We start from the raw sequence: 21,624 nt of genomic DNA, 5'->3' as shown, positions 1-21,624 counted from the left end.
TCCCATGTTTCTTGGCCTAACAACCAGGAGGTTTTCATACAGGAGGGCATTATGAGAAGGCTATTGTTCAGCGGACTATACGAAAATTGGAAAAAGTGGCATATGACCCAGGTTATCGTCCTGTCCCTAGCGACGATGTTTTTGGGGTTATTGGGCTCTTTTCACTTTTTCTCGAAGGACGCCGATATATCCGCGTTAAAAAATGAATTGAACAAGGCGACCGTTATATATGACGTGCACGAGAAGGTGGCTAGCAAGGTTACGGCCAATAAGAGTGAAGGGACGCCAATTAAGGATGTTCCGGAGCATATGAAAAACGCGGTTGTCGCAATCGAGGACCACCGTTTTTATAAGCACGGCGGAGTGGACTTGATTGGAATTTCACGGGCCTTTTTCCGTAATCTGATTGCTGGCGGCGTCGTTGAGGGGGGAAGCACCATTACCCAGCAGCTGACAAAAAACGCAATCCTTGATTCCGAGAAGACGTATACCCGGAAATTAAAGGAAGCAATCCTTGCCAGGGAAATCGAGAAGGAGTATTCCAAGGATGAAATACTCGAAATGTATTTAAACACCATTTATTTTGGCGACGGTGCGTGGGGGATTAACCGTGCTGCGAAAAAGTATTTTGGAAAGGAAGTAAAGGAGCTTACGCTTGGTGAATCGGCGATACTTGCCGGGCTCATCAAAGCTCCATCCGCCCTCAATCCTTACAAGCATCTGGACAAAGCTATAAAACGCCGGGATGTTGTCCTCGGCATGATGGTTGAGCATGGCTTCATTAAGAAGGAAGAGGCGGAAAAGGCAAAACAGGAAAAGGTAACCCTTGTGGATAAAAGTGTGGATCCATTCAACGGCAAGTATCCTTATTATGTCGACGCGGTTTTTGAGGAAGCAATTAAAACGTATGGTTTTACACAGGATGAACTCTTGACCGGCGGCTATAAAATCTATACGGAGATGGATCCTAAAATGCAGGCGGCTGTGGAAGCAACCTATAAGGATGACTACCTGTTCCCAGCCGGGAAGGACCAGCTTGTCCAAAGCGGCGCGGTCCTGGTCGATGCGAAATCTGGCGGAATCAGGGCTCTTGTTGGCGGCCGCGGCGAGCATGTATTCAGGGGCTACAACCGCGCGACCCAGCTGAAAAGGCAGCCAGGCTCAGCCATTAAGCCGATTGTTCCCTATACGCCAGCGCTCGAGGAAGGCTGGAAAATAACCGACATGGTCAAGGATGAAAAAATGAAGTTTGGCGATTATGAACCGAACAACTACAACGGCAGGTTTGATGGGGAAATTCCAATGTATGAAGCCGTAAAGGATTCGAAGAACGTCCCTGCAGTGTGGCTTTTGAACGAGCTAGGCATTGAAAAAGGCCTTGAATCGATCAAAAAATTCGGTCTCCCCCTTGATAACGAGGACCGTAACCTTGCCGTCGCTCTTGGTGGGCTTCATACAGGGGTATCCCCGAAAAATATGGCGGAGGCGTTTTCTGTTTTTGCCAATCGGGGAGAAAGGGCCGATGCCCATACGATTGTCCGGATTGTCGATGCTTCCGGAAAAGTGGTCGCCGAGAGAAAGGAACAGAAAACGAAGGTTACAACACCTGAAGTGGCCGACAAGATGAATACGATGCTGCTCGGGGTTGTTGAGCACGGAACCGGTAAAGGAGCCAGGATTGAAGGCCGGGAAATTGCCGGGAAAACAGGATCCACCCAAGTTGACATCCCGGGAATTGATGGTGTTAAAGATCAGTGGTTTGTCGGATACACTCCGGACCTGGTCGGGGCGGTTTGGGTCGGTTACGATAAGACCGACAAGAATCATTTCCTGACAACAACTAGCAGTGAAGGAGCCGCGGTTATTTTCCGCAAATCCATGGAAGGCGCGCTTGCAGGAACACCGCCTTCAAGCTTTAATGTCCAGCACATTGATGAATTGATTGCCCAAAGAAAACGTGCCGAGGAAGAGAAGAAACGCAATGCGCTGTGGGATGAACTGAACAGCGGTGCGAAGAAGTGGGAAGAACGGGTTAAAAAAGAACGAGAAAAATGGGAAAAGAAAACAAAGGACAAAGGGAAAGGCAAAGACAAAGGGAAAAAGGAAAAGGGTAAGGGTAAGGATAAGGATTGAAGGATGGCGGGGGAAACCCCGCCATTTTGTTTTGCGTTTTGTGAAGTTACGAGGTTTGAAAGTTGGGCTTGGAATGCTGTAGGTTGGTTATCGGGACAAGAGGGGTTGTGAGTCCGGAGTCAGCTCATGTTTGGACACGGAAGTGTGTTTTCATAGTTTGTGAGTCCAAAGCTGGCTTATGTTTGGACACAAAAGTGAGTTTTCGAAGGTTGTGAGTCCAAAGCCGCCTCATGTTTGGACACAAAAGTGGGTTTTCATAGGTTGTGAGTCCAAAGCTGCCTTATGTTTGGACACAGAAGTAAGTTTTCATAGGTTGTGAGTCCAAAGAGGCCATGGGTTTGTACAAAGACTTGACCTTTCGTAGCATCGGTGCCTGAATAAGCCAGAATTCATGGCAGCATTTTTCTATAAAAATTTCGTAGAGTAGCCAAAGAATGGTGTACCCCAAAATAAAAAACAGGGCACGCGCCCTGCTTTTAAAACTTCGGCAATATATAGTTAATCAAAAACCAGAGGACTCCGAAAAAGATGACCAGGTATGCCGCGTACTTGATGAACGTGCTACCCACGCGGGAGCTGTCGGAATGTTCCTCTTTCCTTACTTCGACATTGCGCTTTTCTTCCACTTCGAACACCTCGTTTCCGCTGGTCAGCCCAGCCAATTTATTAGCAAGTAAATTACGACGATTGCGCCAATCAGTGTAAGGATAGTCCTAATCATGGCGTACCATCCTAAATCTGGAACGTTTCGCTTGTATTAAGGAAACGCTTTTCGCTCTTTCGCAATATCGAGAGTTCAGAAGTGCAGATTTTCTGGATGCCATCAAGATGCTCCTGGACGTTTTCGCCTTCCGCAATGATTTTCACGGCCGTTCCGGGCTCCAAAGTTAATAGGAAAGAGACGAGTTTAGGAAGATTAGCCGCGTCGACTGCCCGATTCCTGCAATACAGGTAAGTTGATCCATTGAATTGCTTGGCAGCCTGAAAAATATCAAGCATTTTCTTCATCATGAATCTATTGAGGATAATAACATTAGCTGACATGATTTCTTTCATCGTTCTTTTCTCCTTTGCCATTTGTCCTATTTTACGTTGTGGTACTTATTTACCCACCCCGATGTTCACTGAAACCACAATAATGCGCCCATCTTTTAAATGCGGTTTTGCCTAATTGCGCGGCTGGGTATCTTTTAGGTATAGTTAGGACAGCGGAGCCGCCTTCTCCTCTAAGGAGGGAGGTGGCTAGTACGTTCCCAGAGAGGAGAAATGCAAAGTGTTAACCCTCATTAAAAACGGGGAAATTTATGCCCCACATTATCTTGGTAAAAAAGACCTTTTAATCGTTGACCGGAAGATTGGCTGCATCGCCGACCAAATTGACGTCCCGGAAAATTTCGCCCCTGTAACGGTTGTCGATGCGGAGGGGAAATATATTGTACCCGGTTTTATTGATGCGCATGTACATATTACCGGAGGTGGCGGCGAGGGGAGCTACCGGACCCGGACTCCCGAATTGCAGCTGACCGATGCGACCCTCGCGGGTGTAACGACAATCGTCGGAGTACTGGGTACCGACGGAACAACTAGGACAATGACAAACCTGATTGCCAAAGCGCGCGCCCTTGATGAAGAAGGCATTACCTGCTATGTCCATACCGGTTCCTATCAGGTTCCATTAAAGACGCTTACCGGTAAAATTGAAGACGACATCATCCTGATCGATAAAGTAATCGGAGCGGGGGAAGTAGCGATTGCGGATCACCGTTCCTCACAGCCAACAGCCGAAGAAATGGCGAAAATTGCATCAGCAGCAAGGATTGGCGGACTATTATCGGGGAAAAGCGGAATCGTGAATGTGCATGTCGGCGACAGCTATAATCATTTAAAGATAATAGAAGAAGTGGTCGAAAAGACGGATATTCCGATCAGGCAGTTTTACCCGACCCATATTAACCGGAACCACCATCTATTCGAAGAAGGCATCCGCTTTGCGAAAAAGGGCGGGTATGTCGACTTCACAACGAGCTCGATTCCGAAGTTTTTTGATGAAGGGGAAGTAAAACCGTCCATCGGCTTGAGAAGGATGCTTGACCAGCATATCGATATTTCACAGATTACGTTTACTTCAGACGCACAGGGAAGCCTTCCGGATTTCGATGAATTCGGAGAGTTGCTAGGATTGAAGATTGGCAAGGTTTCAACACTGTACGATGAGGTCAGGGATGCGATTGTCCAGGAAAGAATCCCAATTGAAATTGCCTTAAGGGTCATCACTCAGAATCCTGCCGCTATCCTGAAGCTTTCTTGCAAAGGGATGATCGCGGAAGGAAAAGATGCAGACATTGTTATACTAGACAAGGAAACCCTTGCGATTAATGATGTTTTTGCAATGGGCAGAATGATGGTCCGTGATGGAACCGCGATTGTAAAAGGCACTTTTTCCTAACAGGTTTCTTTTCGGAAAATAAACCCTTTTTTGGGAATTTTGTTTGACAAACGGCAAGTCCTGGTGTTAACCTAACTTAGTATAAAGTGAACCTTCCCCAGCGGTGGTTTTCCGCTGAGGGTTAAGTGGACCAAACGACCCATTAAGAGTGGAGTAAAAAGGAAAAGGAGGGGCGCGTCATGCTCAGAATTGTTGAAAAATGTTATACAGCTGAATATGGATGGAATTGCACCCTGCCCCTGTTTCCGCCCTTTGCCGCCCATTAATTGAAGGAGGCAAAGCTATCCAGGCAGGCTTGGCTGCGTTCCGAATGAACGCAACATGGTTTGTCTCCTATAGTAGATGATTATTCAGGGACATATCGCAGTGCTGCGGTATGTCCTTTTTGGTGTCTTCTGAATAAAATCATTGAAATGGCATGGGGCACGGCTAACAAAGAGGAGTTGGTTTTACATGTTTTCTGTTTTGAAAAAATTGAGCTGGTTTTTTAAAGAAAATTGGAAAAGGTACACGGTATCGATTATCCTGCTCGCCATCGCGGGGCTTATCGATATCCTGCCGCCGAAATTGATTGGGATGGCAATCGACGATATCCAGACAGGTGCGATGGCAAGGGAGATCATCCTTCGCTATGTCGGGATTCTTTTGCTTGTTACGGTCCTATCCTATTCGATCACGTATATTTGGCACTATAAGCTGTTTGGTGGGGCATTCCTCGTCGAGAGAAAGCTGAGGAGCAATTTTATGCGACATCTTCTCAGGATGGCGCCGCCATTTTACGAAAAAAACCGGACAGGGGATTTGATGGCAAGGGCGACGAATGACATTAAGGCAATTTCCATGACGGCCGGATTTGGAATCCTCACTTTAGTTGATTCGACTGTCTGGATGCTGACAATCCTTTTAACAATGGGGTTTACAATCAGCTGGAAATTGACGCTCGTGTCCATCATTCCGCTGCCAATCATGGCGATCCTAATGAATGCGTACGGAAAGAAGGTTCACGGTAGATTTATGAAGGCGCAAAACGCATTCGGCGAACTGAATGACCGCGTTCTTGAATCAATAGCGGGGATACGTGTCACCCGCGCATACGTCCAGGAAAGGGAAGAGCGAAAGACATTCCACAGCATGACAGAAAGCCTTTTTGAAAAAAACATCGCCGTTGCGAGAATCGATTCGCTCTTTAACCCTACGATTAAAATCCTTGTCGGAGTCAGCTATATGATCGGCCTTGGCTATGGTGCGAAGCTGGTTTTTAGCCAGCAAATCACCCTGGGTGACCTTGTTTCGTTCAACGTGTATCTCGGGATGCTGATTTGGCCGATGTTTGCCGTTGGTGAGCTGATTAACATCATGCAGCGCGGCAATGCATCACTCGACCGCGTTCAGGAAATCCTCGCTTACAAGGAGGATGTTAAAGACAAGGAGGAGACGGTTAGCGCCAAATCTCCTGACAGTATCCATTATGATGATGTGACATTCCGTTACCCAAGCTCGAGCCAGGACAATCTTGCCCAAATAAATGTCCGCCTGAACCAGGGAGAGACGCTTGGCATTGTCGGAAAAACGGGCAGCGGGAAAACAACGTTCATCAAGCAGCTTTTACGCGAATATCCGGCTGGGGAAGGCAGACTGGCGATTGCGGATGTGCCAATTGAGGATCAGCCACTTGAGGACGTCCGCGGCTGGATTGGCTATGTTCCTCAGGACCATGTGCTTTTTTCAAGGTCGATCCGCGAGAACATTTTGTTCGGGAACAAGGAAGCAAGTGAAAATGAGCTTCAGCAGTCAATCGACTCGGCGGACTTCCGGAAGGATTTGGCCAATTTGCCGGAAGGGCTCGAAACGCTTGTCGGCGAAAAGGGCGTTTCCTTGTCCGGCGGGCAAAAGCAACGGATTTCAATCGCCCGGGCGATGATTAAGAATCCGGAAATCCTGATTCTGGATGATTCACTTTCTGCGGTTGACGCCAAAACAGAACAGCAAATCATCGAAAATATCCAGAGGGATCGCGCCGGAAAAACAAATGTCATTACGACCCACAGGATGTCGGCGGTCCAGCATGCTGACCGGATCATTGTGCTTGATAACGGGCGAATCATTGAAGAAGGTACACACGAAGAATTGATGGAAAATGGCGGCTGGTACAAAGAGCAATACGAACGCCAGCTTGCTGAAACGGCCGCGGAGGAGGGAGTGTCACTGTGACAACTGGAAAAAGATTATTTAAATACGCTCTGCAATTCAAAATGATCATTTTTGCGGCTCTGGCGATGCTCACCATATCCGCTGCTGCAGACTTAGCCGGGCCATTCATTGCTAAACGGGTCATTGATAATCATATTCTCGGCATAGAATCGACCTGGCACGAAACATCGAAAGGAAACGAAGCGGTCGAGTTTGAAGGCAGCTATTACAAAAGGGATGCTTATTTTAAAACTGGTGAAGAAAAAGGGAAGCCCGCCCAAATTCTCCAGGCCGGCTCCAAATTTGTCTTCGTCGGCGAAAAGGTAAACGGGGATGGTAAACGAAGCTTTAAAGATGGCGTCCTAAAAATTGAAAAGGACGGCCGGACGGAAAGCTATCCGGCAACGCAGCTAACTGCGAATGACGTAATGAGGTTTTCGGCGCCGGAACTGCCGCGCATCATTAGCCTGCTTGCAATGTATTTCGGCCTTCTGCTCGTATCGGCATTTTTCCAATACTGGCAAAGGTTCACGCTGCAGAAATCGGCCAACCGGATTATCCAGAAAATGCGCGAGGATGTTTTCGCGCATATCCAGAAGCTGCCTGTCCGCTTCTTCGATAATTTGCCGGCCGGAAAAGTTGTCGCGAGAATCACGAACGATACCGAAGCGGTACGGGAGCTATATGTGACCGTCCTGTCGACTTTCTTTACAAGCGCAATCTATATCGGGGGCATCTATATCGCCCTGTTCATCCTAAGTCCGAAGCTCGCGGCGGTCTGCTTGCTGCTTCTGCCAATCCTGTATGCGTGGATTCTTATTTACCGGAAGTTCGCATCGAAATACAACCATATCATCCGGTCGCGCAACAGTGAAATCAATGCAATGGTCAACGAGTCTATCCAAGGGATGAACATCATCCAGGCTTTCGGCAGGGAAAAAGAAACCGGGGCCGACTTTGAAAAATTGAACAATGACCATTTCAGGAACCAAAACAAGCTCTTGAACCTGAATTCCCTGACTTCCCATAATCTCGTCAATGTGCTTCGGAACATTGTTTTCGTCGCATTCATCTGGTACTTTGGCGGTGAAGCGCTGAACGCGGAGGCGGCCATCTCGCTCGGTATGCTGTATGCGTTCGTTGATTACATCAACCGTCTATTCGAACCGGTCGTCGGAGTCGTCAACCAGCTTGCGAACCTGGAGCAGGCACTGGTCGCCGGCGAGAGGGTGTTCACGCTGCTGGATGAATCCGAAGAAGAAGACAATGGAGCCGACCTACCGAATTACAAAGGGAATGTCCGGTTTGACAATGTGTCTTTTGCCTATAAAGAAAACGAGTGGGTGCTAAAGAACATCTATTTCGAAGCGCGTCCCGGAGAGACTGTCGCGCTTGTCGGGCATACTGGCTCCGGAAAAAGCTCAATCATGAACCTGCTCTTCCGGTTCTATGACTGCCAAAAAGGCGCAATCACCATTGATGGGGTGAATGTAAAAACAATCACCCGCAACGCGCTGCGCCGCCATATGGGCATTGTGCTTCAGGACCCGTATCTGTTCACAGGAACTATCGCTTCAAACGTCAGCCTCGGCGATCCTTCGATTTCAAGGGAACGCGTCGAAAAAGCGCTTCGCGATGTCGGCGCGGAGGAAATCTTCAAACATCTTGAAAAAGGCTATGACGAGCCGGTCACCGAAAAAGGCGCCACATTTTCAAGCGGCCAGCGCCAATTGATTTCTTTTGCAAGGGCGCTCGCATTCGACCCGTCCATTCTAATTCTTGACGAAGCTACTTCAAGCATCGACAGCGAGACAGAAGCCGTCATTCAGGAGGCAATGGAGGTCCTTAAGAAAGGGCGGACAACGTTTATCATCGCCCACAGGCTATCGACCATCCGAAATGCCGACCAAATCCTTGTCCTCGATAAGGGCGAAATTGTCGAAAAAGGCAATCATGATGAATTGATGGAACAAAAAGGCCGCTACTACCAGATGTACCAGCTCCAATTTGGGAAAGGGAACCTGGCCGTATAATAGACGAAAGCCCGCCATGTAAGGCGGGCTTTCGTTTCGGTTTTAGGTATAGGAAGAGGCGGCGGACAAAAAAACTATATGGTTCAACATGGAATTATAGTCATATTCTACCTATTTCCCAACAAATATAGTGAATTAGAATCACTGAATCAATACTAGTAATTGTAAAAAAATCAGGAAAGATAGTCGATTTTAAGATGACTGAATATTCACTATAATGGATAAAACCACACTACTCCTTTTAAAAGAATTAAAAACTACTCTGTTGGTGTGAGTTCATCATGACATACATAGTTGCATGGCCATTCTATTATAAGGGAGGAATCCGAATGAAGAAAAAAGTTTTCCTAAATGCTGTGGTGGCGGGACTATTAGTATTTTCCGGAACAGGCACAGCTGTGTTTGCCCATGATGAATTTGGAGGCGGAGAAGAAAAAGGGGAGAATTTGGCCGGAGTGGAATTGTCAGTGCCTCTTCTTGAAGGAAGCAAGAATGTTGGCAACTTAAAGGAAGTGGCGGCTGTCCCCCTGAAGCAAATTCGGGAAGTCAAGAATACAACAGGAGATGTATACGGCTATAAGGGCTATGCCTACCTTGGAACGCATTCCGCAAATGGCGGCGGTGGAGGCGTAAGGGTTTTTGATATGAAGAATCCTTCCAATCCAGTTGAAGTTTCCTACTTTGCGGCCATTCCAGGCACATGGCAGGAAAAAGTCATTGTAAAATCGGTAAACACTCCGAATTTTAAAGGTGATTTAGCTGCCGTAAGCGTCCAGAAGGTAGACCGGAACAACCCCAATGCTAAGGGCGGTTTTGCCTTGTATGATGTCACAAATCCCGCTCAGCCAAAAGAACTCGGTTTTTGGGAAGATACCTCAGGATCGCGGGGAACCCATGAATTGTATTTGACTGTACAGGGAAATAACGTCTATGTCTTGACAGCGAATTGCTATGCCGACTTTTACTCGCACGGTGAAAAAATGGATGTAAACATTGTGGATGTTTCAAATCCTGCAGTGCCGAAAACCATTTATGAATTTGACCCGCGTGACTATATCGGCGAAGTGAGCAATGAAAACTATGATGGTTACAATTGGACGGATGAGGAAGGCGTCAAACGTGTGGCGTTTGCCCATAGTGTAAAAACCGATGTAACAGGAAAAACGGCATTCCTCTCCTATTGGGATTTGGGAACCATCATTCTTGATATCACTAATGCGGATCAACCAGTTTATCTTGGCAGGACCGATTTTGCCAATGAAGTGCAGGGTGCAGCGCACTCAATGGACCTGGCAAAGGGCGGGGACGTCCTTGTTGAAACGAGGGAGGTATTCGGCCCGACAAGGGATGGCTTTGAATCCGCATATGGATATACAATGATTTATGATATTAAAGATAAGACAAATCCAAAGCTTCTCAGCACATTCAGAACTGACTTTACCGAGAAAATTCCTGGTGGGGCAACGGTTCATGATCCAAAAGTCCACGGAAACACTCTGTATTTGTCCCATTATTCAGGCGGAGTAAGGACTGTTGATATTTCAGACCCATCTTCACCGGTTGAAACGGGCGTGTACATTCCAAGTAAATCGAATATCTGGGGAGTTTTTGTTGACCGGAATTACGTTTTGGCTTCCGATATTGGCTCGGGTCTGAAGGTTTTGCAAAAAAACTCAGGCACAGCCAAAGGTGAAACAAAATAGTTTGAAATCCATGTCAAAAACCCGAATAACTTTTCCGTTATAGAAATTGCCGTAAAACCACGCGGGCTTGCCCCGTGGATGTAAGGGCATCGCTCAAGGATGGTCTTTTGACCATCCTATTTGAGCGACTTTAAGAAGTATTTTCTTGCGAACAGGTGTTCCTTAATGGTAAAATAAATGTATAAAATTGGATTGGTACTTGATGGAACTTAGGTGGTAAATAAATGAATTTATCACTTTAATCATTGTAAGTTTCTAGTATAGAAGCGTATAAAAGTATTAATTTTAAGAAGTTTTATTCTCTTTTTGGCACGGTAAATGAAGCAACGGTGAAACGATATACACAAGCGCAAAAGTCAAAAAATTTATAGGAAGGAGTATGTTTTAAATGAATGCAGCAAAAGAAAAAAAGAAAACAAGAAAAAAGAATCCGCCTTCGGAATTCAAAAAAGTGTTGAATGTCATTCGTAGCATGCATACTCCCCTTCATATTATCGAGGTCGAGCTTGATGTTTTGCTTTTGCAGCACTACAGAATGAAACGGATCGGCGAGCACTTACGAGTCATTCGAAATACTGTATTAGGTGAACTATACAAAAACTATCTTCAAATGGCTCGAACGAAAAAATATTACACGTTGCTAAAACGATACGGTTGGATATCGTGTGAACTAACAAAAACCCCCGATGATGCTAGATTACTTGAAAAAGAACTCACTCAACTAAAAGAACAGCTTTCAGAATTGCGGGATTCCCATAATGTCACATTTGATTTTGCCAGAAAGTATGGTGCAAGACTGCGAGAAAAGAAGTTTCAGTTGCTGGACGCTGTGACGGTATGGTCTGTCTGTGAAATGGCGTGGAAGACGATGGAAAAAATAATGTTTAGCGATGGAGAAAAACCATACTTTTATAAAAAAAGCGATCTCATTACTTTTCAAGGCAAACAAGCAGAACGTTGCATAATCTTAAAACACAACAAGAAGACGAATGAATTCTATGTAAGCTACCACGGCATGAACTTCCCTTTGAAAATCAAGCAGAATGATTTATTTATTACAGAAACTCTTTCTCATATTCGTAACTACTACATGGTGAATGGTACAGAAATTGACCGAATAAATGTAGACCGACACTTGGCGGGTAAGCCTATCCTTCCTACATATCGGATTCACAACAATCGCATCGTACGAAAAGAAATCAGAGGCAAAATAAGATATTTTGTTCAAATCACACTGGAAGGAAATCCGGTTTCAAAGCGTAAAAAGGACGGCTCTTTCCGCCATACTCTCGGTACCGGGAGAATTGGCGGGGACATTGGTACCCAGTCCATCGGAATTGTTTCAAAAGACCAGGTATTCTTAAAAAATTTAGCCGAACGCTCTTCGAATACATTTGAAACCGAACGAAAGATTGTAAATATTCAACGGTATTTAGACCGTTCTCGAAGGACAACGAATCCTAAAAACTATAACGTCGACGGAACGATAAAAAAAGGAAAGAAAGAATGGATCTTTTCAAAGAAATATAAAAAAGCTCAAAAGAAATTACGCAACCTGCACCGAAAAGCAACTGAAAGCAGAAAGTACGCACATAACGAAGACATTAATCGATTGCGTTCCGTCGGGGATGTATTAATTATCGAAACCATGAACATCAAGGGACTGCAAAAGAAAGCAAAAAACGATGGCAAAATCGAAAAAACCGGGAAATGGAAACGAAGAAAACGCTTTGGCAAAAGTATTTTGAGGCGAAGCCCTGGCTATTTTATTCAACAAGCCAAATATCGGTTTGCCTTAACGGGCGGAAAAGTGAGCGAAATTAATACGTGGACATTTAAAGCATCTCAATACGACCACATGTCAAATACAACTACTAAAAAGCAATTATCGAGACGATGGCACGTTTTACCTGATGGAACTAAAATTCAACGCGATTTATATTCAGCTTTTTTACTCTATTGTTCAGACAATGAGGGACAAAAGCCCGACCCAGAACGGTGTCAAATTGAATTTGAAAACTTTCTATTATTATATAACGAATGTATTCAACTAATTATAAACAACCGTAAAGTTGTCTTAAATAGCGGCATTAAAATATCTTAAAACAAATCCGGGGGTATGACTTAGCCTCCATTTTCGAAAGAAAAGAAAACAAACGCCAATGTGGTCAACAGACTGCTTGTTTGTTGGTTCTCACCCCTATAGCTAGTGCGTAACGCCGATGGGAGCTTGACTCCATGTACGCTTGCGAGAAACTATATGTGAGAACCCACAGGGCTCGCCCCGTGGAGTAAGTCAGTCGGGTTTTTGTTTTCAGTTGGAGTTTTGCTCCATATGGAATTAATAAGTCAGCGCCGCGCGGCAGTGGAGATAGTCATCGCTTACGAGCAGGCTGTACGCAAAGTCCCCTGTGTCAAAAATCGAAATCGAAGTCGGATTTTCGGGGAGAACGTCCCTGCCGACCCTGTATGTGCCCAGCCGCTCACCGACTGGCAAATACGTCGGGCAGACAGCGGTCCAATCCAGGCCCGAATCCTTCAGGATAAGCCACGCCTTTAAATGTTCTTCCGCATCCTTCGTGCTTGTCCTCCGCGACTCCGGCGACTGGAACCGGTACAGTTCGGGTGCTGTCCGTGCCTGTGTAATGCCGGCTGTGCTAACCATAATGATCCGACTTATTCCGTTTTCCTTCATGGTGGAAACAATATGCGGCATTGAATCGGAAAGGACAGTAGAGGCGCCTGTGTTCAGCGAGCTAATCACCGCGTCGCAGCCTTTCATCGCGGATCGTACATCGTCCGGGTTTGTGGCATCTCCGTTAAAAATTTTCAGTCCGGGGCCTGCATGCTTCAGTTTTCCTGGATCCCGCACGAGCGCATGGACTCCGTAACCGGCGTTCAGGCAGTTTTCGAGGATGACCGAGCCGACCCTCCCTGTTGCGCCAAACAGGCATATGTTCATGAAAAATTCACCTTTCTGTCACTGGATTGTGATTTTGCCCCTCGCCATTCATGGTATTTTAGGAATGGAAGTAACTATTTCAAACAGGGGTGCTGTAAAATGTTTTCGGTAACGCTTACGATCGGCAGTCTTATGATCCTCGTCTATTATATCGGATATATGATTGCAAAACCCTGATTCTGCAGACGGCTGTCTGCAGTTTTTTTTGCTCCGGCTTACGCCCTTTTTATAGCCGATTATCTAGGGTGAGAAATTCTTCTGCATCCTTCGCACATAACTGGAGTCCTTTCTCCCAGAAGCCGCGTGTGGTAATATCTTCACCTAAATGCTCCATTACCAATTCTTCTGCTGTCATTTTCCCTGAATCCCGCAGCAGATTTTTATAGCTTTTCTCAAATTCAGGACCCTTCGTTTTGGCGGCGGCATAGATGCTTTGAGAGAATAGGTAACCAAACGTGTAAGGGAAATTGTAGAAAGGTGATTTTGTCAGGTAAAAATGCGGCGTCCAAATCCACGAACGGACGGAAGGGCTGCCGAACGAATCCATATAGGCTTCATCCATTGCTTCCTGCATCAGCCTATTCAACCGTTCCGCCGGTACATACCCACTTTTTCGTTCACGGAAAAAACGTTCTTCAAATAGGAAACGAGCGTGAATGTTCATGAAGTTCATGACACTCCGCTTTAATTTTTCATCGAGGATGAATCGTTTGTCCTCCATGCAATCTGCCTTTTCGTAAGCTGCATTCAGCAATACCAACTCCGAGAATGTTGACGCCGTCTCGGCCAGGCTCAATGGGTAATAACGATTCATCCCGCGGATCGGTCTTAATGCATGATTATGGAAGGCATGGCCAAGTTCGTGGGCAAGAGTTAATACATTTGTTATCCTGCCGCCGTAGGTCATGAAAATCCGGGACTCACCAGATAATGGGAAGCCTGCGCAAAAGGCGGAGCCTGCTTTTCCGGAGCGGTCCTCGGCTTCAATCCAGCCATTTTCAAAAGCATGGCGCGCAAAGTCTTTCATTTCCGTACTAAAAGTACCGAAATGTTCCGTGATCAAATCCGCCGCCTCATCAAAGGGAATCTCTTGATGCGAGGAAGTGGAGGGAGCCCAAAAATCATAAGATTCCAGTTTTTCAGTGCCAAACAGGTTTGCTTTGAGGTTAAGATATCCAGCGAAAACTGCCTTATAATTTGTAATGGCGCTCCACATGGCATCGAGGGTTTCCTTTGAAATCCGGTTTTCGTGCAAAGGGACCTCCAATACGTTTTCTATGCCCCGGCTTTTATACATCTCGAGCCGGAAGCCGGCAATGTGGTTAAGGATTTTCGCGAAAAGCTCCTCTTTTTCCTTCAAGGCACCTTCCAAGGCATCATGCGCCATTTTTCTTACAATTCGGTCAGGGTGGGAACGCAAATTGATGGCCTGGCCAACGGACATTTCCTTTTCCATGCCATCCATAGGGATTGATAGTTTAATACTGCTCATGAGCGTCTGGTAAAACTGGCCCCATGCATGGTATCCGTCACCACTTAAATCTGCAAGAAGCTTTTCCTCTTTTTCAGGGAGCTGCCTTTTAGCTTTTTTCCGCCAGTCAGTTAAAAGGAATCTGTAATCCTTGAACTCTTCTGATTCAAGCAGCTGCTCCCATGCATTGCTCGTTAAGGTTGTCAGCCGGCTTTGGACAAGTTTTTCTGATTTATCATATCGGGCGTTCAAAGCGGCGGCAATGCCCTGAAGCGAAAGGGCTTCCGGGTCTCTTGGATCTTGCGCGATAAGGCACGTCGTAAACGAAGATGCCTGCGAAAGGTGGATGCGGATGTCGCCAAGGGAATCCAACAGTTTTTTAGTTTCATACGGATTATGTATCTTTGCTTTTTCAACGTCAGCTTCTAAACTGTCAATCAAGTTTTCAGTATGGGTAATGTGCCCGGCGAGTTCTCCGGAATTTTTAAAAAGGCTGTCCAAATCCCAGCTTTGCGGGTACTTGTGCTTTTGCATAGGCTTTCCTCCATGAATTTTTTGCGAACGTATATTCCTGTTTTAATCATCGCCTATTTAGAAGTTTTTTGCAAAAAATAAGAGGTGGTAAGATGGAATTGTGGAAGGGGAGGATTATATGGACATCTCAATCAGGCAGGAAAAAGAAGCGGATTATCAAGCTGTGGAAGAAGTAATCAAGAGGGCATTCACCGATGTGGAGATTAGTGACAAGACAGAGCATCAGCTCGTCAAAAGGCTCCGTGGGTCAAAGGCGTTCATCCCGGAACTCTCGCTTGTTGCGGTCGATGAAGCGACTGGAAAAACGGTCGGACACATCCTTTTTACAAAAGCAAAGGTTGGGGACGCCGAAACGCTGGCACTCGCGCCTGTCTCTGTCCTGCCGGAATTCCAGAACCTTGGAATCGGCCGCCTTCTTGTGAATAAAGGGTTGAAGACGGCAAAGGAACTGGGCTATGAATCGGCAATTGTTCTCGGCCACCCGAATTATTACCCGAAATTTTGTTTTAAAAAAGCATCCCAGTGGGGAATTAAAGCGCCGTGGAACGTCCCGGATGAAGTTTTCATGGCATTGGAGCTTCGCGGGAAAGCTTTTGATGGGGTATCCGGAACCGTTCAATATGCCGACGCGTTCCATCAATAATTAAAAGACCCGTTTTTTGTTGGAAAAAGGACCCTTTCCACTGTCCGGAAAGGGTCTTGTTGTTAAGCCGAATAGACTATTTCTTGCTAATGATTTTATCAATGATCCCGTACTCCAAGGCCTCCTGTGCGCTCATGAAGAAATCGCGGTCTGTGTCCTTGGCGACTTTTTCAACCGGCTGGCCGGTGCGTTCGGAGATGATGCCGTTGACATGCTCGCGCAGCTTCAGGATGCGGCGCGCTGAAATTTCGATTTCGGTCGCCTGGCCGCGCGCTCCGCCTAGCGGCTGATGGATCATGATTTCGCTGTTCGGCAGGGCATATCGTTTTCCTTTCGTCCCGGCAAGGAGTAGCATCGCGCCAAATGACGCGGCCATGCCGATGCAAATTGTGCTGATTTCCGGTTTGATAAGTTCCATCGTGTCAAAAATCGCAAACCCCGCGGATGTCGAACCGCCCGGACTGTTGATGTAGATGGAGATATCCTTTTCCGGATTATCAGCCTCCAGAAACAGCAGCTGCGCAATAACGCTGTTCGCGACCTGGTCGTTGATTTCGTCTCCGATAATGACAATCCGATCCTTCAGAAGGCGTGAATAAATGTCATAGGACCGTTCCCCGCGGCTCGATTGTTCAATTACATATGGAATTGCTGCCAAATGAAATCCTCCCTCATTGCGCGCTGCAACCGGAACCCACTTGCTAAAGGGTTTACGCAGCCACGCAGTAAAATTCGAGAGATGAGCGGGAGTGCTTTTGGGGTGCCAGTTTCCGGACTTCCGCCAGCGAAGCGATTTTATGGAGATTCTTTAGCAAAACAGCCGGATCGCCCTTATTGAGCGCTTCCGAAAATAACTCCTCCATCAGTTCCCTGTCTTCATCGGGCTGCAGGGGGGCGACGGCGTGGAGATGCCGTTCCTTTTCCAATCGGTTTTTTGCCCGGTGGAGAATGGCCTTTACCGCCATTTCCGTCGTATCGAGCAATTCCGCGATTTCGCTGGCCTGATAGCGGAAGCCTTCTTTCAAAAGGAACATGACCGCTTGCTTAGGAGTCAGCTTTTCAAGCAGGAGATTCACGGCGTCCAGCCTTTTATTGGGCTCGTGCTCCTTTTCAGGTGTTTCTGCGGGAACCCCGACAATCTCATTCCGACCCTTTCTGGCAAGGTCAATCCAGTGATGGTAGGCGATTTTTTTCAAAAGGGGAGCGGAAAGCCGGCTAGGAGGGTAATGCTCGATTCCTTTCATGACCGCAGTCTGAAAAAGATCATCTGCTTCCCATTTATTCCTGGCTAGAAAACGGCAATACTTCTGCAGGGAGTCGCACAGCCCTTTAAGCTGCTCTTCTTCATTCTCCGCAATGATTTTCTCCTCCGCTGGCGTGTTCTTGCTGGCAACCATTCAACGTCACTCCTTTTTGCCTCTCTGCCCTCTATAACGGGGGAAGCTTTCAAAAAGATACGGGCAAGGAAAGTTATTTTATTTATCCCACTCTTAACGGGCAGTAAGACCCCCACTTCAAGGTTCAGAGGAATACAAAAGGATAAGTGGGGGGTCAACTGCCCGTAAAGGTCCGATTGGTTCACCTAACCATCAGCGAAAAACCACCGCTGATGGAAGGTTCACTTTATTTTACCATTTGCCTTATGTATACCCGAAATCCCGCTGAATGTTTCTTTTTATAAAAAGAAAACCCCTTATTTGGCTTTTTAAAAGAAAAACGGGGAAAATGGAATAAGGTAATGAAAACGCATTTGGACAATTTGTAAGAGCCATGCTCAAAAAAGCCCGCATATAGCGCGGCGAGAAGTGGGAGGAGAAAAATGGATTATCGTATCGAAAAAGACACGCTCGGAGAAGTGCAGGTCCCGGTTGATAAGCATTGGGGCGCCCAAACTCAAAGAAGCCTGGAGAATTTCAAAATCAGTACGGAAAAAATGCCGCTCGACCTTATTTACAGCCTTGCAACGGTCAAGCTTGCAGCTGCAGTCGTGAACAACGCGGCGGGTAGACTCTCCGACGAAAAGAAGGATGCCATCCTCCATGTAAGCGCTGAAATCCTGGAAGGGAAATACGACAGCCATTTCCCGCTTGCGGTTTGGCAGACAGGCAGCGGCACCCAGACGAACATGAACGTTAATGAGGTCATTGCGAACAGGGCAAACGCTCTGCTAGAGAGTGAAGGCAGCGAAATCAGAATCCACCCAAATGACGATGTGAACATGTCACAAAGTTCGAACGATACCTTCCCGACAGCGATGCACATCGCGGCATACGGAAAGGTTGTTTCGTCGCTGCTTCCGGCAATTGAAAGGCTTTCAGAAACCTTCCGCCAAAAGGAAAAGGATTACGAGAGCCTGATTAAAATCGGCCGCACCCATCTCCAGGATGCAACCCCGCTAACATTGGGACAGGAAATAAGCGGCTGGCGAACAATGCTCGAAAAAAGCGCGGCTATGATCAAGGAAGCGAGCAAGAGCCTGCTTGATTTGGCGATCGGCGGAACTGCGGTCGGGACAGGCATCAATGCGGCACCGGAATTTGGCGATCAGGTCGCCGAGGTCATTTCAGGAGTAACTGGTCATCCTTTCCGTTCATCCGCGAACAAATTCCATGCGCTGACAAGCCATGATGAACTCGTATACGTACATGGCGCGATGAAGGGTCTGGCAGCGGATTTGATGAAAATCGCCAACGATATCAGATGGCTTGCGAGCGGCCCTCGAAGCGGTATCGGTGAAATCTCAATCCCGGCAAATGAACCGGGAAGCTCCATCATGCCCGGAAAGGTAAATCCGACTCAAAGCGAGGCGCTGACAATGGCGGTCTGCCAGGTATTCGGGAACGACGCAACGATCAGCTTTGCCGCCAGCCAAGGTAATTTCGAGTTGAATGTATTCAAGCCGGTCATCATTTATAACTTCCTCCAATCCGTTAGGCTCCTCGCCGATGGAATGGATTCATTCAATAAAAATTGCGCAATGGGTATCACCGCGAATGAAACAGCCATCCAGTCGCAAATGGAACGCTCGCTCATGCTCGTCACTGCGCTCAATCCGCACATCGGCTACGAAAAATCCGCGCAGATCGCCAAACTAGCCTTCAACGAAAACCTAAGCCTGAAAGAGGCGGCCATCAAAACTGGCTACCTGACCGAAAAGGAATTCGACGAATGGGTACGTCCGGAGAATATGGTATAGGCTTGGGTTAAAGGAATTATTGGCTGCTAGAAGTTCACAAAAATCAATCCAGTTGAGTCACTTCAGGCTTTGAATGCAAAATGCCCCCTCGGCATGAGGAGGCATCCTGCTTTGGCTGGGCTGGCCGGAATCGCACCGGCTCGCCGGAACAAACGAAGTAGCCCGGCACTGAAACCCACCGGTAAAAATGCGAACAGTGCCTGTCACTCCCCGAAAAATCTTGTTTCACGGGAGTGTTTCACGGTGCCAAAGACGAAAACGTTCCATTCTTCGGGCTGGTATCCTACCGCACTATCTAGTTTGGACAATCGTCGCGCCGTTATTCCAGCCCAAGCAGGGAAATTTTGCATAGAAACAACAGTGGCGCAAAAACTAAACAAAAAGGGAGGGGATTGCCCATGGGAGTCTGCCCGGTCTGCAACGGACTCAAAAAAGTGGATGTCAACTGCGAAAACTGCACGAACTTAATGGAAGAAAAGGGGCGCTACATGGACTACTTCGACGACTATAGCCCCTACATGCCTATCGACCAAATGAAACTCGAGGACGGCATACCGGACGATTACAAAAACCGCCAATGCCCTCACCTCTACCGCTGCCCCGCCTGCGGAACCGATAGCGTGATTCTGATAGGAGAATAGAAGGGTTACTCAAAAAGCGAACAGTGCCTGTCACTTCTCGAATTTTCTTGTTTCACGGAGTGTTTTACAGCGAATATGCTGTAGGAAAAGCGAACAGTGCCTGTCACTCCCCGAATTTTCTTGTTTCACAGGGATGTTTCACGCATAGGAAAAACCACAAAGCTATAAAATGAACTCCCTCCTAAAGAAGCCAGAAGATTGGCAAACTGCCTTGATTTTTGTATACACGTAAAGAAACCATTTAGCCAAAAGAAAGAATAGCAAAAACAAAAAGAGAGCGCCATCCCACTTCAACGGGGACGGTGCTCTCTTGCATTGCTCTTATTGTTCGCCTGCAGGGCGGATGCGCTGCTCTGTTTCAACATCAAAGAAGTGGACTTTATTCATGTCGAATGCCAGGTCAAGCTTATCGTTCGGATGGATATCGGAGCGGGAATCAACCCTTGCCACGAAATCCTGCCCACCCAGGCTTGAGTAAATCATTGTCTCCGCACCTGTCAGTTCGGAAACATCAACGGTAGCGGTAATTTTTGAACCTTCGGAAGCGTCGATGAACACAGGCTCATCATGGATATCCTCAGGGCGGACGCCAAGTACGACTGGCTTGCCGACGAAACCTTGCTCACGTAGGTATTTCATCTTGCCTTCCGGAACGGCAATTTTCACATCGCCGATTACAAATTTGCCATCTTCAAGCGTTCCGCGGAAGAAGTTCATCGCCGGCGATCCGATAAAGCCGCCGACAAACACGTTCGCTGGCTTTTCGTATACCTCTTTAGGGGAGCCAACCTGCTGGATGACGCCGTCCTTCATAACAACAAGGCGGGTTGCCATTGTCATCGCTTCTGTCTGGTCGTGTGTTACGTAAATTGTCGTCGTGTCAAGGCGGCGGTGAAGCTTGGCGATTTCCGCGCGCATCTGGACGCGCAGCTTCGCATCAAGGTTGGAAAGCGGCTCGTCCATCAGGAACACTTTCGCGTCACGGACAATCGCGCGGCCAAGGGCGACACGCTGGCGCTGACCGCCGGAAAGAGCTTTCGGTTTACGGTTCAGATAGGTTTCAAGGCCGAGGATTTTTGCGGCCTCTTTAACCTTTTTATCAATTTCAGCCTTCGGAATCTTTCGGAGTTTCAAGCCGAATGCCATATTATCATACACAGTCATGTGCGGGTAAAGCGCGTAGTTTTGGAAAACCATCGCGATATCGCGGTCTTTCGGGGCAACATCGTTAACCCGCTTGCCGTCGATATAGAAATCCCCTTTGGAAATTTCCTCAAGGCCGGCAATCATCCTGAGCGTTGTGGACTTTCCGCAGCCGGAAGGGCCGACGAACACGATGAATTCCTTATCCTTGATATGAAGGTTGAAATCTTCAACTGCAGTTACTTTGTTGTCGTACACTTTATAAATGTGATCGAGAATCAATTCTGCCATGTTTTGAATCCTCCCATTTAAAGAAATCTTCTACTCTAAGTGTACGTGATTAGCGGAAAAATCCATATGGACAGGCTGCACAAAAATAAGGCCGCCAATTTTGGGCAATGTGCATGGGGTGGGTTAAATCCGGCCGTTCGTAAAATAAACGTAATTAAGTAGGACCTATTCTGTTGCCTTCTTTAAAAAACTTTGTGTGAAGGTCCGTATCATCGAACACAAAAAAACCGCCAAACAT

The 21,624-nt window shown here is 46.9% G+C and carries 16 protein-coding genes; 9 read left to right on the top strand and 7 right to left on the bottom strand.

The window, feature by feature from the left end; all coding sequences use genetic code 11:
• Positions 1-51: 51 nt before the first annotated feature.
• Complete coding sequence (locus tag DRW41_RS18825; protein WP_115453576.1) at positions 52-2,133, top strand: transglycosylase domain-containing protein; 2,082 nt, start codon at positions 52-54, stop codon at positions 2,131-2,133.
• 476 nt (positions 2,134-2,609) lie between these two features.
• Here the strand turns inward: DRW41_RS18825 and DRW41_RS22705 are convergent, their stop codons facing one another.
• Positions 2,610-2,795, bottom strand: coding sequence for a hypothetical protein (locus DRW41_RS22705; RefSeq protein ID WP_142752254.1), 186 nt, complete (start codon positions 2,793-2,795; stop codon positions 2,610-2,612).
• 70 nt (positions 2,796-2,865) lie between these two features.
• Positions 2,866-3,189: an HPr family phosphocarrier protein gene (locus DRW41_RS18820; protein ID WP_115453575.1), complete on the bottom strand. Its 324-nt coding sequence runs from the start codon at positions 3,187-3,189 to the stop codon at positions 2,866-2,868.
• A 217-nt stretch (positions 3,190-3,406) separates the two neighbouring features.
• Here DRW41_RS18820 and iadA point away from each other — a divergent pair, with 217 nt between their 5' ends.
• The 5 genes from iadA to DRW41_RS18795 all read left to right on the top strand — a co-directional run bounded on the left by iadA (position 3,407) and on the right by DRW41_RS18795 (position 12,609).
• The gene (gene iadA, locus DRW41_RS18815; RefSeq protein ID WP_115453574.1) at positions 3,407-4,579 is read left to right on the top strand and encodes a beta-aspartyl-peptidase; all 1,173 of its coding nucleotides are present in this window, start codon (positions 3,407-3,409) and stop codon (positions 4,577-4,579) included.
• A gap of 453 nt (positions 4,580-5,032) precedes the next feature.
• Positions 5,033-6,790 carry an ABC transporter ATP-binding protein gene (locus tag DRW41_RS18810; protein ID WP_115453573.1) on the top strand — a complete coding sequence of 586 codons (1,758 nt, stop codon included), beginning with the start codon at positions 5,033-5,035 and terminating at the stop codon, positions 6,788-6,790.
• Positions 6,787-8,802 (top strand): ABC transporter ATP-binding protein, encoded by a 2,016-nt coding sequence (locus DRW41_RS18805; protein ID WP_115453572.1) that lies wholly within the window; start codon positions 6,787-6,789, stop codon positions 8,800-8,802. Before DRW41_RS18810 ends, DRW41_RS18805 begins: the two co-directional genes overlap by 4 nt.
• Positions 8,803-9,131: 329 nt before the next feature.
• Positions 9,132-10,505: an LVIVD repeat-containing protein gene (locus DRW41_RS18800; protein ID WP_115453571.1), complete on the top strand. Its 1,374-nt coding sequence runs from the start codon at positions 9,132-9,134 to the stop codon at positions 10,503-10,505.
• 388 nt (positions 10,506-10,893) lie between these two features.
• Entirely contained in the window at positions 10,894-12,609 is a 1,716-nt protein-coding gene (locus tag DRW41_RS18795; protein ID WP_115453570.1) for a hypothetical protein, read from the top strand.
• Between the two features lie 237 nt (positions 12,610-12,846).
• On the opposite strand, the gene DRW41_RS18790 is transcribed toward DRW41_RS18795, so the two are convergent.
• Positions 12,847-13,467 (bottom strand): NAD(P)-dependent oxidoreductase, encoded by a 621-nt coding sequence (locus DRW41_RS18790; protein WP_115453569.1) that lies wholly within the window; start codon positions 13,465-13,467, stop codon positions 12,847-12,849.
• Between the two features lie 226 nt (positions 13,468-13,693).
• Positions 13,694-15,472, bottom strand: coding sequence for a M3 family oligoendopeptidase (locus DRW41_RS18785; RefSeq protein WP_115453568.1), 1,779 nt, complete (start codon positions 15,470-15,472; stop codon positions 13,694-13,696).
• 118 nt (positions 15,473-15,590) lie between these two features.
• Between DRW41_RS18785 and DRW41_RS18780 the strand changes: the two genes are divergently transcribed.
• Positions 15,591-16,115, top strand: coding sequence for a GNAT family N-acetyltransferase (locus DRW41_RS18780; protein WP_115453567.1), 525 nt, complete (start codon positions 15,591-15,593; stop codon positions 16,113-16,115).
• Positions 16,116-16,191: 76 nt separating this feature from the next.
• Here DRW41_RS18780 and clpP read toward each other — a convergent pair whose 3' ends face one another.
• Complete coding sequence (clpP, locus tag DRW41_RS18775) at positions 16,192-16,773, bottom strand: ATP-dependent Clp endopeptidase proteolytic subunit ClpP (protein ID WP_115453566.1); 582 nt, start codon at positions 16,771-16,773, stop codon at positions 16,192-16,194.
• 52 nt (positions 16,774-16,825) lie between these two features.
• Positions 16,826-17,512, bottom strand: coding sequence for a sigma-70 family RNA polymerase sigma factor (locus DRW41_RS18770; protein WP_115453565.1), 687 nt, complete (start codon positions 17,510-17,512; stop codon positions 16,826-16,828).
• 422 nt (positions 17,513-17,934) lie between these two features.
• On the opposite strand from DRW41_RS18770, the gene fumC reads away from it, so the two are divergent.
• Both fumC and DRW41_RS18760 read left to right on the top strand, forming a co-directional pair.
• Positions 17,935-19,311: a class II fumarate hydratase gene (gene fumC / locus DRW41_RS18765; RefSeq protein ID WP_115453564.1), complete on the top strand. Its 1,377-nt coding sequence runs from the start codon at positions 17,935-17,937 to the stop codon at positions 19,309-19,311.
• Between the two features lie 398 nt (positions 19,312-19,709).
• On the top strand, positions 19,710-19,952 hold the full coding sequence (locus tag DRW41_RS18760) for a hypothetical protein (RefSeq protein WP_115453563.1): 243 nt from the start codon (positions 19,710-19,712) through the stop codon (positions 19,950-19,952).
• A 321-nt stretch (positions 19,953-20,273) separates the two neighbouring features.
• Here DRW41_RS18760 and DRW41_RS18755 read toward each other — a convergent pair whose 3' ends face one another.
• Positions 20,274-21,386, bottom strand: a complete 1,113-nt coding sequence (locus DRW41_RS18755; protein ID WP_115453562.1) for an ABC transporter ATP-binding protein — start codon at positions 21,384-21,386, stop codon at positions 20,274-20,276.
• Positions 21,387-21,624 lie beyond the last annotated feature (238 nt).

This window comes from Neobacillus piezotolerans, assembly GCF_003362805.1.
GTDB lineage: Bacteria > Bacillota > Bacilli > Bacillales > Cytobacillaceae > Bacillus_D > Bacillus_D piezotolerans.
Note: the sequence above shows the minus strand (reverse complement) of the source record. Positions and strands in the feature narration are given on the sequence as shown.